The sequence below is a fragment of the Burkholderia plantarii genome (assembly GCF_001411805.1).
Classification (GTDB): Bacteria; Pseudomonadota; Gammaproteobacteria; order Burkholderiales; family Burkholderiaceae; genus Burkholderia; species Burkholderia plantarii.
Genome location: NZ_CP007213.1, coordinates 3,138,405 through 3,153,214, shown reverse-complemented (window position 1 = coordinate 3,153,214; position 14,810 = coordinate 3,138,405). Strand labels below are relative to the sequence as shown.

At 70.8% G+C, this 14,810-nt stretch carries 12 protein-coding genes; 9 read left to right on the top strand and 3 right to left on the bottom strand.

Annotated features, from left to right (window positions below; all coding sequences use genetic code 11):
* Nucleotides 1–336: 336 nt before the first annotated feature.
* The gene (locus bpln_RS30080; RefSeq protein ID WP_042628763.1) at nucleotides 337–1,095 is read left to right on the top strand and encodes an SDR family oxidoreductase; all 759 of its coding nucleotides are present in this window, start codon (nucleotides 337–339) and stop codon (nucleotides 1,093–1,095) included.
* 53 nt (nucleotides 1,096–1,148) lie between these two features.
* Here bpln_RS30080 and bpln_RS30075 read toward each other — a convergent pair whose 3' ends face one another.
* Nucleotides 1,149–2,072, bottom strand: a complete 924-nt coding sequence (locus bpln_RS30075; RefSeq protein ID WP_055140861.1) for an AraC family transcriptional regulator — start codon at nucleotides 2,070–2,072, stop codon at nucleotides 1,149–1,151.
* A 183-nt stretch (nucleotides 2,073–2,255) separates the two neighbouring features.
* Between bpln_RS30075 and bpln_RS30070 the strand changes: the two genes are divergently transcribed.
* Nucleotides 2,256–3,038 (top strand): SDR family NAD(P)-dependent oxidoreductase, encoded by a 783-nt coding sequence (locus bpln_RS30070; RefSeq protein WP_042628761.1) that lies wholly within the window; start codon nucleotides 2,256–2,258, stop codon nucleotides 3,036–3,038.
* Nucleotides 3,039–3,246: 208 nt separating this feature from the next.
* On the opposite strand, the gene bpln_RS30065 is transcribed toward bpln_RS30070, so the two are convergent.
* Nucleotides 3,247–4,302 (bottom strand): GlxA family transcriptional regulator, encoded by a 1,056-nt coding sequence (locus tag bpln_RS30065; RefSeq protein ID WP_082465486.1) that lies wholly within the window; start codon nucleotides 4,300–4,302, stop codon nucleotides 3,247–3,249.
* A 552-nt stretch (nucleotides 4,303–4,854) separates the two neighbouring features.
* Here bpln_RS30065 and proP point away from each other — a divergent pair.
* Together proP and bpln_RS30055 are read left to right on the top strand one after the other, a co-directional pair.
* Entirely contained in the window at nucleotides 4,855–6,360 is a 1,506-nt protein-coding gene (gene proP / locus bpln_RS30060; RefSeq protein WP_055140860.1) for a glycine betaine/L-proline transporter ProP, read from the top strand.
* Nucleotides 6,361–6,619: 259 nt separating this feature from the next.
* Complete coding sequence (locus bpln_RS30055; RefSeq protein WP_055140859.1) at nucleotides 6,620–7,789, top strand: porin; 1,170 nt, start codon at nucleotides 6,620–6,622, stop codon at nucleotides 7,787–7,789.
* Between the two features lie 742 nt (nucleotides 7,790–8,531).
* Here the strand turns inward: bpln_RS30055 and bpln_RS38510 are convergent.
* Nucleotides 8,532–8,891 carry a hypothetical protein gene (locus tag bpln_RS38510; protein ID WP_158512087.1) on the bottom strand — a complete coding sequence of 120 codons (360 nt, stop codon included), beginning with the start codon at nucleotides 8,889–8,891 and terminating at the stop codon, nucleotides 8,532–8,534.
* On the opposite strand from bpln_RS38510, the gene bpln_RS30045 reads away from it, so the two are divergent.
* The 5 genes from bpln_RS30045 (at nucleotide 8,890) to bpln_RS30025 (ending at nucleotide 14,789) form a co-directional block, all read left to right on the top strand.
* Nucleotides 8,890–9,531 carry a YukJ family protein gene (locus tag bpln_RS30045; protein ID WP_055140857.1) on the top strand — a complete coding sequence of 214 codons (642 nt, stop codon included), beginning with the start codon at nucleotides 8,890–8,892 and terminating at the stop codon, nucleotides 9,529–9,531. The two genes, bpln_RS38510 and bpln_RS30045, sit on opposite strands and share 2 nt — an antisense overlap.
* 725 nt (nucleotides 9,532–10,256) lie before the next feature.
* Nucleotides 10,257–11,405 carry an asparaginase gene (locus tag bpln_RS30040; RefSeq protein WP_042628756.1) on the top strand — a complete coding sequence of 383 codons (1,149 nt, stop codon included), beginning with the start codon at nucleotides 10,257–10,259 and terminating at the stop codon, nucleotides 11,403–11,405.
* A gap of 178 nt (nucleotides 11,406–11,583) precedes the next feature.
* The gene (locus bpln_RS30035; RefSeq protein ID WP_042628755.1) at nucleotides 11,584–11,901 is read left to right on the top strand and encodes a hypothetical protein; all 318 of its coding nucleotides are present in this window, start codon (nucleotides 11,584–11,586) and stop codon (nucleotides 11,899–11,901) included.
* A gap of 305 nt (nucleotides 11,902–12,206) precedes the next feature.
* Nucleotides 12,207–13,772, top strand: a complete 1,566-nt coding sequence (locus bpln_RS30030; RefSeq protein ID WP_080937485.1) for a methyl-accepting chemotaxis protein — start codon at nucleotides 12,207–12,209, stop codon at nucleotides 13,770–13,772.
* A 384-nt stretch (nucleotides 13,773–14,156) separates the two neighbouring features.
* Nucleotides 14,157–14,789, top strand: a complete 633-nt coding sequence (locus tag bpln_RS30025) for a glutathione S-transferase C-terminal domain-containing protein (RefSeq protein ID WP_052498502.1) — start codon at nucleotides 14,157–14,159, stop codon at nucleotides 14,787–14,789.
* Nucleotides 14,790–14,810: the final 21 nt, after the last annotated feature.

Here is a 14,810-nt window from a genome sequence, read left to right as displayed (position 1 = left end):
TCACGCATTGCTTTCGCACGCGTGACGCGCGCATGGGGCGGCGGCCGTGCCGCGAACGGGCGGATGCCCGCGTGGCACGGCCGGTGCCGGCGCGAGCCGAACGGCCCGCGGCCGGCGATGTCCGACATCATACCTATCAAACGAGGCAGGCACTTGACGGTGGATGCGGCACGGCGCGCCGAGGGCGCCTGCCGCGCGGCGCCGCGTTGCCGGCCCGCGCCGGCGTCGTTACGATGGCGGTCGATTCGGGCCCGAGCCCGACCTGCTTCGCCGGGTATCCCGTCCGCGGGCCGGCGCGCTGCCTTTCATGATGTTCTTACCGCCATTTCACCCGACATGACCCAGACCCATTCCACGCCCCCCGCGATCCGCGCGATCGTCACGGGCCACACGCGCGGCCTCGGCGCCGCGCTCGCCACGCAGCTGCTGCGCCGTGACATCGCCGTGCTTGGCGTGTCGCGCGGCGCGCATCCGTCGCTCGCCGCGACATACGGCGAACGCTTCACCGAAGCCGCGCTCGATCTTTCCGATCCCGCGCGGGTGGCCGCGTGGCTGGCCGGCGGGGAACTCGAACGGTTCGCGGCCGGCGCGCGCACGGTGCTGCTGATCAACAACGCGGGCACGGTCGAGCCGATCGGCCCGCTCGAGGTGCAGGCACCCGACGCGATCGCGCGCGCGGTGGCGCTGAACGTGACGGCGCCGCTGCTGTTCGCGAGCGCGGTCGCGAAGCTCGGCGGCGGGGCGGTCGAACGGCGCATCGCGCACGTATCGAGCGGCGCCGCGCGCAACGCCTATGCGGGCTGGAGCGTCTATTGCGCGACCAAGGCCGCGCTCGATCATCACGCGCGCGCGGTCGCGCTCGATCACAACGGCCCGCTGCGGATCGCCAGCGTCGCGCCGGGCGTGGTCGACACCGACATGCAGGCCGTCATCCGCGCCACCGACGCGAGCCGCTTCCCGCAGCTCGATCGGTTCGAGCGGCTGAAGGCGAGCGGCGCGCTGACGACGCCCGACGACGCGGCGCGCAAGCTGATCGACCACCTGCTCGACGACGCGTTCGGCAACCCGCCGATCACCGACGTGCGGGATCTGTGAGCGCTGGCGGGGCCGGCGCGCGCCGGCCGCCCGCGCCGTCCACCGGAGCGTGCCTACGCCCCGCTGGCCGTAAGCCGGCGCCCGTCGCGCATCGCGGCCAGCAGGCCGCTCGCGTCGCGTTTCGGCGAGATGCCGAACATCCGCGAGTATTCGCGGCTGAACTGCGAGGGGCTTTCGTAGCCGACGCGGAACGCGGCTTCCTCCACCTTCAGCACGTCGTTGGCGATCAGCCGGCGCGCTTCCAGCAGGCGCAGCTGCTTCTGGTATTGCAGCGGCGTCATCGAGGTCAGCGCCTTGAACTGGCGATGGAACGCCGACGGGCTCATGCGCGCGAGCCGCGCGAGGTCGTCGATGCGGATCGACGCCGCGAAGCCCTCGCGCAGCGCGTGGATCGCGCGCACCACGCGCTCGGCCTGGCCGTTCGCGAGCATCATGCCGACGATCTCGCCGCCGCGCGGGCCGGCCAGCAGCCAGTAGCAAAGCTCGCGCATGATGCCGGGATAGAGCACCGGGATCGCGTGCGGCGTGTCGAGCAGCCGGATCGCGCGTAGCGCGCAGTCGGCGATCTCGGCGCGCAGCGTCTCGACGAACACGCCCGGCCCGGTATGGCCGGCGGCCGGCGGCGGCGCGTCGAACGCCTCCAGCACCGCCGCCATCACCGTCATGTCGAGTTCGATCGACAGGCCGAAATAGGGCGCCGCCTTGCTGCCTTCCACGATCCGGCCGATGGCCGGCATCTCCACGCCCACCACCAGCATCTCGCCCGCGCGGTAGAGGAAGTCGCGCGCGCCGAAGCGCGTCTGCTTGGCGCCCTGCAGTACCAGGCAGAGCGCCGGCCTCAGGATCAGGTGGCTTTGCGGGCGCTCGCGCGTCGCGCGCACGATCGCGATGCCGTCGATTCCGGTCAGGTGGAGGTCTTCGCCGGGCCGGCGGTCGGTGTAGCGCTGCACCGCGTCGAGCAGGGGATTCGGGGTCATGGCATGAGCGGAGCGGGGCGGCCCGGTCCGCGGGTGGGCATCGGTTCGTCAGCATAACGGCAAGCGCGGCCGATGCGCCGCGCCGGGCAGGATCGGGCAAGAAATTGTCGAATTCGGACATTCACCGCGGGCGGGGCGCGGCCCTACGATCGGTACCGTCATTCCCCCATGAGGTATTGCAGCATGTCCACCCCGATTTCCCCCGCCGGCCAGACCGGCAAGCTTGCGATCGTCACCGGCGGCAGCCGCGGCCTGGGCCGCGACACCGTGCTGAGCCTGGCCCGGCGCGGCGTCGATTCGATCTTCACCTACCACGCGAACCGGGCCGCCGCCGACGAGGTGGTCGCGCAGGTCGCCGCCGCCGGCCGCCGCGCGGTCGCGCTGCAGCTCGATACCGGCGACACCGCCGCGTTCGACGCGTTCGTGGCCGAGACCGGCACCGCGCTCGCCACGCTCGGCGCCGCGCGATTCGACTACCTCGTCAACAACGCCGGCACCTCGCACCACGCGCCGTTCGACAGCGTGACCGAAAGCGATCTCGACGCGCTCTATCGCGTGCATTTCAAGGGCGTGTTCTTCCTTACGCAGAAGTTGCTGCCGCTCATCAACGACGGCGGCCGCATCGTCAACATCTCGTCGGGGCTCACGCGCCTGTCGTTCCCGGGCAGCAGCGCCTACGCGTCGATGAAGGGCGCCGTGGAAGTGCTGACGCGCTACCTGGCCCGCGAGCTGGGCGCGCGCGGCATCGCCGTGAACACCGTCGCGCCGGGCGCGATCGCCACCGACTTCAGCGGCGGCATGGTGCGCGACAACCCCGACCTGAATCGGCGCATCGCCGAGATGACGGCGCTCGGCCGCGTGGGCCAGCCCGAGGACATCGGCTCGCTGGTTGCCTCGCTGCTGGCCGACGACAACCGCTGGATCAACGCGCAGCGCATCGAGGCGTCGGGCGGGTTGATGATCTGAGGGGGCGGGCGCGCCGAGAACGGCGACGGACATTCCCGTCTCCCGGATCGGGGCCTGGCCGGCGCGGCGCCAGTGGATCGGCAGCGCGGCGCCGCGATCGGTGGCCATTGCGCTCGCCTTTCGCAAACGACCCCATGCTCGCCGCGAGACATGCGCCGAGCCGCGATCGATGCCGGGCGCCGTCCATCTTGCCAGACGGCCCGGCCGCTCAACCACGCTGCGGGACCGTGCCGCCGGTCCCGGGCGCCTCCGCTTCCGCGCTCGCCGGCAACACCCCGCGCGGCGCGCCCGCCTGCCCGCCGTCGGGCTTCGGCGCGCGCCGCTCCTGGCTCGGCGCGTGGCCGAACTGCGAGCGGTAGGCCTTGCTGAAATGGCAGGCGGAACGGAAGCCCGCGAGCGGCGTGACGCGCGCGATCGACAGGTCGCTGTTGCGCAGGATCTCGCGCGCGTGCTTGAGCCGGACCGCGAGGTAGTAGTGGGTCGGCGAAGTGCTCAGGTAGTGCTTGAACATCCGCTGCATCTGGCGCTCGGACAGCGCGATCAGCCGCGCCAGGTCGGCCAGCGGCAGCGGCTCCTCGATGTTGGCCTCCATCAGCCGCACCGCCTCCACGAGTTCGGCGCGCGAGAAGCCGACCCGCGCGTCGACCGGGATCGGCTGCGGATCGCTCGCGCCGCGGATCCGTTCCAGCACGAACTGCTCGGACACGCGCGTGGCGAGCGGCTGGCCGCGCTCGGCGGCGATCAGGCCGATCATCAGGTCGAGCGGCGCGGTGCCGCCGGCGCAGGTCACGCGGTCGCGATCGATCACGAACAGCGCGTCGACGATCGAGACGGCCGGGAATTCCGCATGCAGCGCCGACAGGTTCTCCCAGTGGACCGTGCCGCGATAGCCGTCGAGCAGGCCGCCCGCCATCAACGCGTAGGCGCCGGTGCAGATGCCGCCGAGCGGCACGCCGCGCCGCGCGAGTTCGCGCAGCGTGTCGAGCAGCGGGGCGTCCACGGCCTCGCGCACGCGCGTGCCGCCGCAGACGATCAGCAGGTCCGGCAGCGGCGCGTCGAGGTCGAGCCGCCGGGTGGGCCGCGCGACCATGCCGTTGCTGGCCGGCACCGCGCCGCCGTCGATCGAATAGACCGACCAGCGGTAGAACTCGCTGCGATCGGCGTAGTTGGCCATGCGCAGCGCCTCGATCGCGCTCGAGAACGCGATCATCGAGAACGACGGCAGCGTCAGGAAACCGAAGTGGCGGAGCGTGGGTGCGGGCATGGATTCAACATCGGTGCGAGCCGATGCGCGAGGTTGGGCCGTGCGTGACGACGCCGCCGGCGCCGCCGGTCGGCGACCGGCCTGGCATCGCCGACCGGCGCCACCGGCCCGCGGCCGGGCCGTCGTCCGGCACGATCGCGGCACGTCCGGCGACGCGGCAGGCACCTGCCGCGCCGCCCGGACGGCCGGTGGCGTCACCTCCGAATCATTGCGATAAACGCGCGCCCGGGATCGCGCAATTGCGACGGCCGCTTGCCTATTCCCGACACCGGCGCGCGGCCGCCTTGCGCGCGGCGGCGGCGCCCTCCGACGCGACTTCACGGCAGGCGCGCGGCGGCCGCCGCGAGGCGAGAATGGCGGGGCGGCAACGCTGTCGTTTCCAGTCGGCTTCGGGACGTTTGCGCGCAGGCTCGCGCGCTTGCGCACGCGCAAACTCGCGGACGCCATCACCGTATCCGACAACAGGCGACGACGACCGGGCGGGCCGCCCGATCGCGCGACGAGACACGCCGCCGCCAGGCGGCGCATCGCCATTCCTACAGGAGTGTGCCATTGAGCCCATCGACCCGCAGACCCTCCGCCGAGCCAGCCGGCAGCGCGCGCGCCGCGCAGCCCCGTCCGCCGCGTCCGTATGAAGCGCGCGCGGCCGCGTTCGCCGACGACGAGGTGACCGTCGTCGATCGCGTGCTGTTGCGGCGCGCGGTGGGCGCGATGGCGATCGGCAACGCGATGGAGTGGTTCGATTTCGGCGTCTACAGCTACATCGCGGTGACGCTCGGCGAGGTGTTCTTCCCGTCCACCGCCGGTTCGGTGCAGCTGATCGCCACCTTCGGCACGTTCGCGGCCGCGTTCCTGGTGCGCCCGCTCGGCGGCATGGTGTTCGGCCCGCTCGGCGACCGCATCGGCCGTCAGCGCGTGCTCGCCATGACCATGATCATGATGGCGCTCGGCACCTTCTCGATCGGCCTGATCCCGAGCTATCACTCGATCGGCATCCTCGCGCCGGTGCTGCTGCTGGTCGCCCGCCTCGTGCAGGGCTTCTCGACGGGCGGCGAGTACGGCGGCGCGGCCACCTTCATCGCCGAGTTCGCGGCGGACCGGCATCGCGGCTTCATGGGCAGCTTCCTCGAGTTCGGCACGCTGGCCGGCTACCTGCTCGGCGCGGGCACCGTCACGGCGCTCACGGCCGCGCTCTCGCCCGCGCAGATGCTCGACTGGGGCTGGCGCGTGCCGTTCTTCATCGCCGGCCCGCTCGGGCTGATCGGCCTCTACATCCGCACCCGGCTCGAGGAAACGCCGGCGTTCCGCAAGGAGGCCGAGCGCCGCGAGCGGTTCGAGCGCTCGCATGCGCGGCCGTCGTTCGTGGCACTGCTGGCCGGGCAGCGGCGCGCGCTGCTGGTCTGCATCGGGCTCGTGCTGATCTTCAACGTGACCGACTACATGGTGCTCGCCTACCTGCCGAACTATCTGTCGGCCACGCTGCACGTCGCGCAGGCGAGCAGCCTGCTCGTCGTGCTGCTGGTGATGCTGGCGATGATGCCGCTCACGCTCGCGGCCGGCCGGCTGTCGGACCGGGTCGGTCGGCGCCCGGTGCTGCTGGCCGGCTGCCTCGGGCTGATCGTGCTGGCGGTGCCGGCGCTGCTGCTGATTCGCTGCGGCCATGGCGTGCCGCTGTTCGCCGGCATGATGCTGCTCGGCGTGCTGCTCTGCTGTTTTTGCGGCGTGATGCCGTCGGCGCTGCCCGCGCTGTTTCCCACCTCGGTGCGCTACAGCGCGCTGGCGATCGGCTTCAACGTGTCGGTCTCGCTGTTCGGCGGCACCACGCCGCTCGTGGCGGCGTGGCTGGTCGGCGCCACCGGCAACCTGATGATGCCGGCCTACTACCTGATGGGCGCGGCGGCGCTCGGCGCGGTGGCGGTGCTGGCGGCGCGCGAGAGCGCGGGGCGGCCGCTGCCGGGCTCGGCGCCGTGCGTGGCGACCCGGGCCGAGGCGCAGCGGCTGCGCCGTGCCGGCGCGGGCCGGCTCGCTCAGGCGGGCTTGACCAACATCAGGAAGTAGACCGCCATCATCGCCAGGCCGGCCGGGTAGCCGAGCCATTCCCGGGCCCGCGCGCGGCGCCGGCAGGTGTCGGGCGGCACGCTCGAACCGGTTGCGTGCGCAATTGGGCCGGCCCCGTTCGATGCGCCGCCGTCAATCCGTCCGGGGCATGCCGTTCCGATCTGTTGTTTTCATATTCTTCAAAGAATTCCTTGGTTTCCCGCCGATATCGGTTTCGATAACGTTCGAACTCTTCCAAAAACACACCAGAGAAACCGGAATGAAACGCCTGTCCCTCCTCGCGCTGCCCGCCATCGCCTCGCTCGCCGGCGGCACCGCCCACGCGCAAAGCTCCGTCACGCTGTACGGCATCGTCGACGCCGGCATCGCCTACGTCCACAACGCGCAGGGCGCCAACGGCGCCAACCAGTCCTCGCTGCTGAAGTTCAGCAGCGGCAACATGTCGGGCAGCCGCTGGGGCCTGCGCGGCACCGAGGATCTGGGCGGCGGCCTCGCGGCGATCTTCCAGATCGAGAACGGCTTCAACGTGGGCACCGGCGCGCTCGGCCAGGGCAGCCGCGAGTTCGGCCGCAAGGCGATCGTCGGGCTGGCCGACCAGCGCTGGGGTACGGTGACGCTCGGCCGCCAGTACGATCCGATCGTCGATCTCGTGCAGGGGCTGACCGAAGACGGCCCGTTCGGCGGCACCTTCGCGACGCCGGGCGACCTCGACAACTACGACAACAGCCTGCGCGTGAGCAACTCGGTGAAGTACACGAGCCCGCTGATCGCGGGCCTGCAGGTGGAGGCGCTGTACGGCTTCGGCGGCGTGGCCGGCGCGACCGGCAGCGGCCAGACCTACAGCTTCGGCGCGGCCTACGCGAACGGCCCGCTGCAGCTCGGCGCCGGCTACTTCTTCGCGAACGGCGGCAGCACCGTGGCGGGCGGCCAGCGCAGCTGGACCAGCACCTCGGACACGCTGTTCAACACCGTGATCAACTCGGGCTTCGCGAGCGCCAAGTCGATCCAGATCGTGCGCGCGGGCGCCCAGTATTCGATCGCCGCGGCCACCTTCGGCATCGGCTATTCGAACACGCAATACGCGGGCGACACGCTCTCGACGTTCCAGTCGACGGCGAAGTTCAACAGCGGCTCGGCGTTCTTCAACTACCGCTTCACGCCGGCGCTGAACACCGGCGTCGGCTACAGCTACACCTCGCTGACCGGGCCGGCCTCGGCGCACTACAACCAGGTCAACATCGGCGCGGTCTATTCGCTGTCCAAGCGCACCGACCTCTACGCGCTGGCGGGCTACCAGAAGGCGAGCGGCAAGACGCTCAACGCCGCCGGCGGCCAGATCGCGGCGGCCGCCTCGATCGGCAGCTACGGCGTGAACTCGGGCACCGACAGCCAGGAACTGGCCGTGGTCGGGATTCGCCACAAGTTCTGACGCGCGGCGGGCCGCGACGCGGCCCGCACGAGACGAGACGGCCGGCCATCGCGCTTCGCGGTGGCCGGCCGTTTTTCATGCAGGGCGGGAAAGGGGCGGACGTTTCATGCGGTGCCCGTTCCCGGACCGGACACGGAAGCGCGGCCGGTCTCGATGCCCCGCGAAGCGCCGCCGGAACACCGCCGACGCGTCGCGGCTCACCGTGAAGTCGTGGCAGCGGCCGCGCGCGGCCATCGTCCCGCGCCGCTCGCCCGCGCCGTGGCCGGCCAGCTTCGGCGTCCACGGGCCGTCGTCGCCGGCTGCCTGATGTCGACGGTCAGGGACGAACACCGGGCGGCGCCCGGCCGCCATGCCTTCGAACGCGGCACGCCAGTGGCGAAAGCTCATCATCTCGCTGCAGCCGACGTTGTCGCCCCGGCTCTGGCAGACCTTCCCGCTCGCGCCGCCCGCTGCAGCCGGTCCGCACGGGCGGTCCAGGTCCGGCCCGCGTTCGACGCGCCGCTGCCGCTGCCGAGATGGAATTCGTTGTTCGGCGCGGCCACGCGCAGCGGGTGCCGGTCGGCCGGGCTCCGGCCGTTCGGGCCGCGGGTGCCGCTCCGGCCGCACAGCCGGTTCGGGATCGTGCCGATATGCATGCCGCAGTGGCAGGCGTCGCAGAGCGGGAACGCGTCGGCAGCGCGCGAGGGAACGGCGCCTCGGCCGCCTCGTGGTAGCCGGGCGAGAGCGGCGGCGTCGCGGTCGGTCACGCCGACCTGCGGCCATGGTCCCAGGCGGCCTGCGCGGCGGCCCACTCGTGCGGGGTGCAGCCAGCGCGCCGCGCGTTGCCCTTCGTTTCGTCGAGGTGATACGGCGTCGGCGTGCGGCTCTCGCCGCCCGGCGTGTCGCGCTGGTGGAAGAGGTTCGCGGCGCCGGCCGCCTCGCGCGCCGCACGAAATTGCCGAATGCGATGCGCGTGCGCGGTAGCGCTTACCGATCCGCGGCGCCGCGTGGCCGCCACGTTCAAAGCAGGCGGGAAAACGCCCTGCGCATGCAACTCGCGTTTCGCAAAACTGTCAGTCGCGAACGGCAGAATCGCTTTCCACCCACCACAGGACGATCCCATGTCACTGAACTATGGCTTGCTGAAAGGCACCGTTACCGGACATCTGCGCAACGCTGACGACGATCATTACCAGATCCTCGTGCATGCGGGCGACGAGGTGTTCCGGATCGCGGTGAACGTGAAATCGTCGGCGCCGCACGCGCCCTCGACGGTGCTGTTCGAATCGACGACGACGCTGCCCGACTCGCTGACCACGCAGCTGATGGCGGCCGACACCGGCTTCACGAAGCTGGCGAGCAAGCCGGGCGGCCTCGCGATCGACTTCGTGCGCGGCGGCCTGGTGGATACCAAGGCGATGGTGCCGGTGCCGCCCGACGTGCCGGGGCAGAGCAACGACCTGAAGGACCGGCTGGAGAGCGCCGTCGTGAAGGCGATGGACGAGGCCGGCTCGCTGGTGTTCGCGTTCGGCGCGAAGTGGGGCCCCGAGGACAAGCCCGACCAGTATTTCAAGTTCGTGCCGGGCCAGGGCATCCATGACATCCATATGAACCAGGGCAACTCGGGTTCGTATGAAAAAGACAACGGTGTCTATCAGGATGGCTGCCTGATGCTGCGCTACCCGGACGGCGCGTGGCTCGCGGTGTTCATCGCGTTCCAGTCGCAGACCTTCGATACCGACAATCACGGCAACCCGGCCTGAGCGCGGCGGCAGGTGATTTGATGGCGGCGGTGCCGGCCGTGCCGGTACCGCCGTCGGCATGGGATAAATAAAAAGACTCGAGACCATGCCGCGGATCGGTCCGCGTTTGATGTGCCTTTCCTGATTCGTTGATTTTCCCGCTATTCGAATCGATCGGGATGTGATGCGGCCATTCCGTGAAGCCTTGTTTGGGGTAGATGGCCATCGATTGACAATCATGCCATTTCAATAGGATGGCGAATCATTATTCAAGGCCGGGAAGCGATGATGCATCGCGCCATCCGGGCCGCGTGCCGGCATCTCCCGCGCTCGATGTTTCCTTGCGTCAGCACAATGCGGGCGGCACGTCTGCCGTGTTCCCCGCAAACGCCGGCCGCCCCGGCCCGGTGATCATGCCGATTCGCCGTGCTGGAGCCAGTTTGACGCGCATCAGCGAGCCCCGGAGAATTTAAGTCAAATTTGGTCAAATCGAAGGACGGCGAATGAAATTGGTTTTAGGATGACTTACGACATCATCTGAAAACCACCTTCCGAATCGTCGCGATTCTCGCGAATCGGCGCGCCCCCGGGCATGCCGCCCACCCCGCTCGAAGCATCGACTGCACGCTGGTCAGGCGGGCCGGCGGCAGCGTGACCGATTGGCTGCGAGCGATCGGAAATGAAAACAACATCGAATGATGTTTGCGAAGTGCAATTCAGCGAATCAAAAATGTATGGAGTCTAAAATGAACGACATTTCCGCTTTCGGGAAAACCGGGTCTCGCCATGCTCTGCTTCGTCTCGCCGCCGCAGCGGCGCTGACCGCCTTCGTCGCGCTCGGCGCGCCGGCCTCGTTCGCCGCCGACGCGGCGGCACCCGTCGCGACGGGCACCCAGGCCGCCGTCTCGCTGCCGCGCGTCGCGATTCTCGCCACCGGCGGCACCATCGCGGGCAAGGCCGACGCGCGCGCCGCGAATGCCTACAACGCGGGCGCAGTCAGCGCGCAGCAGCTGGTGGACGCCGTGCCCGGCATCGAGAAGCTCGCGCGCCTGAGCCCCGAGCAGGTCGCGTCGATCGGCTCGCAGGACATGAACGACGGCGTCTGGTTCAAGCTCGCGAAGCGCATCCAGGAGATCTCCGATCGCAACGAGGCCGACGCGATCGTGATCACGCACGGCACCGATACGCTCGAGGAAACCGCGTTCTTCCTCGACAACGTCCTGCACACCAACAAGCCGGTGGTGCTGGTCGGGTCGATGCGGCCGTCCACGGCGATCAGCGCCGACGGCCCGGCCAACCTCTACGAAGCCGTGGAAGTGGCGGCCGATCCGCATGCGCGCGGCCGCGGCGTGATGATCGTGCTGAACGACACGATCCACTCGGCGCGCGGCGCGACCAAGACCAACTCCACCAGCGTGCAGACCTTCGTCTCGCCGAACAGCGGCCCGATCGGCTACGTCGATCCGGCGAGCGTGCGCTTCCTCGCGCCGGCCACGGCCGATTCCCGCAAAAAGTACGCGCTGCCGGCCGACGGCAAGCTGCCGCCCGTCGAGATCGTCTATTCGCACAGCAACATGGACGCGCAGCAGATCGACCATGCGATCGCCGATCACGTGAAGGGCATCGTGCTGGCCGGGGTGGGCGACGGCAACACTTCCGGCAAGGCGCTCGATGCGCTGCAGCAGGCGGCGCGGCAAGGCATCCTCGTGGTGCGCTCGACGCGCGTCGGCAGCGGCTTCGTGAACCGGAACGTGGAAGTGAACGACGATCAGCGCGGCTTCGCGGTGTCGCTCGACCTGAACCCGCAGAAGGCGCGGATCCTCACCCAGCTGCTGATCTCGAACGGCATCACCTCGCCGGCAGACGTGCAGCGCGCGTTCTCGGCGACCTGGTAAGGCGCCGGCTCGCGGCCGCCGCGTGTTTCGGCTGCGCGTTGCACGTGGCGCCGCCCGTGGCAGGTCCTGCCCGGGCGGCGCCGCGCGTTTGCGCGTACCGCCGGGCCTTCGCCGGCCTTTGTAAGCCGCCGTTCACCGACTAGACTACAACTCTCGTCGACCAGCCGGATGAAACGCGATGCAGATCGATTTTTATGCGGAGCCGGTGGACGTCGATGCGGTGTGCCGCGATCTGGAAAACGGCGACGTGGCCGTGATCCACACCACGCGTCCGAATTTCCAGGACCTGCATGACGCCGTGAGCCCGCTGATGCGCGGCTCGGCGATCCTGCCGCTGTCGGTGCGCGACGCGCAGGGCGGCTGGCACTGGTACCTGATGAACGGCGATCGCGAGCCGCGCCCGCTCACCGAGGTGGACGCGCGCGTCGCGGTCGCGATCGCGGCCTGGCAGGCCGCCGGCCGGCCCACCCCGTACCGCGTCGCCGCCGTGCGCTGAGCGCTCCGGCCCGCCGCGCCCGCCCCCGCGGGCGGCCCGCAGGCGATCCACGCGCCGCGGCGCCCCCATTCCTGTCGCGTCCTTTCACCGGACGCGCCGGCGATGGCGGTTTTCGACGGGTTCCCGTCGCTTCGCCGCTCAAGTCAAAAATTCGCGTTTCCGATAGCCCGACATGAAGCGCGCGAATCCGGCCCCATGCCGGCCGCGCGGTCATGTGCCGGGCGAGCGCGTCCGGCGTTCCGTCCGATCCCCGCGTGCGCCGCGGCCGCCAGGCCCGATGCGCGCGCCTCTTTCCCTTGCCGACCATGTCTCGAACCATCACGATCCGCGGCGGGCTCGCCGCCACGATTGCCGGCTGTACGGTCCTGCTGATGCTGGTGATCGGGGCGGCTGCGTTCTCGCTCGTGAAGAGCAACGGCGCGCTCGACGCGATGTATCGCGACGACACCGCGTCCGTCGTCCACCTGAAGACGAGTTCGGAGCGCATGCTGATGCTGCGCATCGGCCTCGGCAACGTCGAGCAGATCATCAGCGCGGGCAAGCCGGCCACCGCGGAGGTGCGCCGGCTGCACGCGCTGCTCGACGAGAGCAGCCGCGAGCTCGACGCCTATCGCGCGCTGCATGCGCCGGACGCGGCCGAGAAGGCGCTGCTCGACACCATGCTCGCGAAGCGCGCCCAGCTGCTCACGCAGGGGCTGGAGAAGGGCATCAAGCAGCTCGACGCCGACAATCTCGTCGATTTTCTCGGCACCCAGCGCGAGATGTCGGCGGCCTGGTTCGACGACTACCAGCAGGCGCTGACGGCGCTGGAGGCGTTCCAGGTCGACCGCCAGCGCGCGCGCTACGAAGCGGCGGCGCGGCGCTTCGGGGTGGCGCTCACGGCGTTCGGCGCGGCCGGCGTGTTCGCGCTGGTGGCCGGCTTCGTCGCGCACCGGGCGCTCGCGCGCGCGATCGTCCGGCCGATCGACGCGGCGGTCGGGCATTTCGCGAAGATCGCCGCGGGCGACCTGACCGGACGCATCGACACCGGGCGCGGCAACGAGATGGACCGCCTGCTCGGCGCGCTCAACGAGATGCGCCAGCGCGTGGCGCAGGTGGTGGGCAAGGTGCGCGAGGGCACCGAGGCGATCCTGCTCGACGCGCGCGGCATCGCCGGCGGCAGCCGCGATCTGTCCTCGCGCGCCGGGCAGCAGGCCGCGTCGCTGCAGCAGGCCGCCGCGAGCATGGAGCAGCTGACGGCCACCGTGCGGCAGAACTCGGACAACGCGCACGACGCGAGCGAGCTGGCCACGCGCGCCTCCGACATCGCCTCGCGCGGCGGCGCGGTGGTCAAGCAGGTGGTCCGCACCATGGACGCGATCTCGGACAGCTCGGCGCGCATCGTCAGCATCGTCGGCACGATCGAGAGCATCGCGTTCCAGACCAACATCCTCGCGCTGAACGCGGCCGTGGAAGCCGCGCGCGCCGGCGAGGACGGCCGCGGCTTCGCGGTGGTGGCCGCCGAGGTGCGTTCGCTCGCGCAGCGCTCGGCCGCCGCCGCCAAGGAGATCAAGGAGCTGATCTCGGCCTCCACCACCAACGTCGACGAGGGCAGCGCGCTGGTGATGCGGGCCGGCGCGACGATGGACGAGATCCTGACCGCCGTGAACAGCGTCAACGCGATCATGGCCGACATCAGCCTCGCCTCGCGCGAGCAGTCGGCCGGCATCGAACTCGTGAACGCGACCGTGGTGCAGATGGAGGCCACCACGCAGCACAACGCGGCGCTGATCGAGACGGCGTCGGTGACCTCGGCGTCGCTGGAACGGCAGAGCGAGAGCCTGTTCTCGGCCGTGTCGTGGTTCCGGGTGGCGGACGGTGCGGCGGGGTGAGCGAGCGGTCGGGAAAGCGAGCGGTCGGGCAAGCGAGTGGACAAGCGGGTGAGCGGTACGCGCCCCGGACACCCCGCAGCCGCGCTTGCGGCGGTGCGCCCCGCGCTGCCGCAAGCGCCGGGCGGCCTCGATCCATCGCTCGGCGCGGCGCCCCGGCGCTTTCGCACCTGACGCCTCCGCCGACGCCGGCCTCCGGCCGCGCGCGAGCCTGCAGGCCGTCGGCGAATCGGCCAGAATCACGCTGCTGATCGATCCGGCGGATCCGGCGCCCGAGGCGCCCGGCCTGATCGCGGTGCTCGCGTGGATCGGAGTCGGCCTCGACGCCGCCGTGAACGCGAGGCCGGCAGCCCCCGTTCCACGCACTGCCCCAGGGAAAACCGAAACATGCTGAAGATCCTGACCGACGCGACCTCGCCGTTCGGCCGCAAGGTCGTCGTCGCGGCGCACGAGCGCGCGCTCGACGTGCGCGAGCTGTTCATCGACATGAAGCGGCCCGAAGCGCTCGCGCCGTTCAATCCGTTATGGCAGATTCCGGCGCTCGCGCTGTCGGACACGGCCGGGCTCTACGACAGCATGGCGATCATGCTGCATCTGGACACGCTGCACGCGCATGCGCCGCTGGTACGCACGGGCGACGTGGCCGCGCTGTCGATGCTCGCGCTCGCCGACGGGATGATGGAGGCCACGCTGGCGCGCCGCGTCGAGTCGGTGCGCGATCCCGCGCGCCAGGACGACGCGACGCTCGCCAGGCTCGAGGCGCGCATCCTGCGCTCGGTGGATACGCTCGCCGCGCGCCTCGACGAGCTGACGCCCGAGCGCGACGGGCGCGTCTCGGGCACCCAGATCGCGGTGGCCGTCGCGCTCGAATACGCCGATTTCCGCTATGGGCGCGCCTGGCGCGAACGCGCGCCGGCGCTGGCCGAGTGGCTCGCGCCGCTGTCGACGCGACCGGTCATGGCGGCGACCGCGCCCGGCGCGCGCGAGCCGTTCGAGAGCGGGCGCCGCGCCGCGTCGTGACGGCGGGGCATGACCGATCCG

Bases quoted from the DNA above. Each gene is read 5' to 3' on its own strand.
- bpln_RS30080 (WP_042628763.1), top strand. From the start codon at position 337: ATGACCCAGACCCATTCCACGCCCCCCGCGATCCGCGCGATCGTCACG.
- bpln_RS30075 (WP_055140861.1), bottom strand. From the start codon at position 2,072: ATGACCCCGAATCCCCTGCTCGACGCGGTGCAGCGCTACACCGACCGC.
- bpln_RS30070 (WP_042628761.1), top strand. From the start codon at position 2,256: ATGTCCACCCCGATTTCCCCCGCCGGCCAGACCGGCAAGCTTGCGATC.
- bpln_RS30065 (WP_082465486.1), bottom strand. From the start codon at position 4,302: ATGCCCGCACCCACGCTCCGCCACTTCGGTTTCCTGACGCTGCCGTCG.
- bpln_RS30055 (WP_055140859.1), top strand. From the start codon at position 6,620: ATGAAACGCCTGTCCCTCCTCGCGCTGCCCGCCATCGCCTCGCTCGCC.
- bpln_RS30045 (WP_055140857.1), top strand. From the start codon at position 8,890: ATGTCACTGAACTATGGCTTGCTGAAAGGCACCGTTACCGGACATCTG.
- bpln_RS38510 (WP_158512087.1), bottom strand. From the start codon at position 8,891: ATGGGATCGTCCTGTGGTGGGTGGAAAGCGATTCTGCCGTTCGCGACT.
- bpln_RS30040 (WP_042628756.1), top strand. From the start codon at position 10,257: ATGAACGACATTTCCGCTTTCGGGAAAACCGGGTCTCGCCATGCTCTG.
- bpln_RS30035 (WP_042628755.1), top strand. From the start codon at position 11,584: ATGCAGATCGATTTTTATGCGGAGCCGGTGGACGTCGATGCGGTGTGC.
- bpln_RS30030 (WP_080937485.1), top strand. From the start codon at position 12,207: ATGTCTCGAACCATCACGATCCGCGGCGGGCTCGCCGCCACGATTGCC.
- bpln_RS30025 (WP_052498502.1), top strand. From the start codon at position 14,157: ATGCTGAAGATCCTGACCGACGCGACCTCGCCGTTCGGCCGCAAGGTC.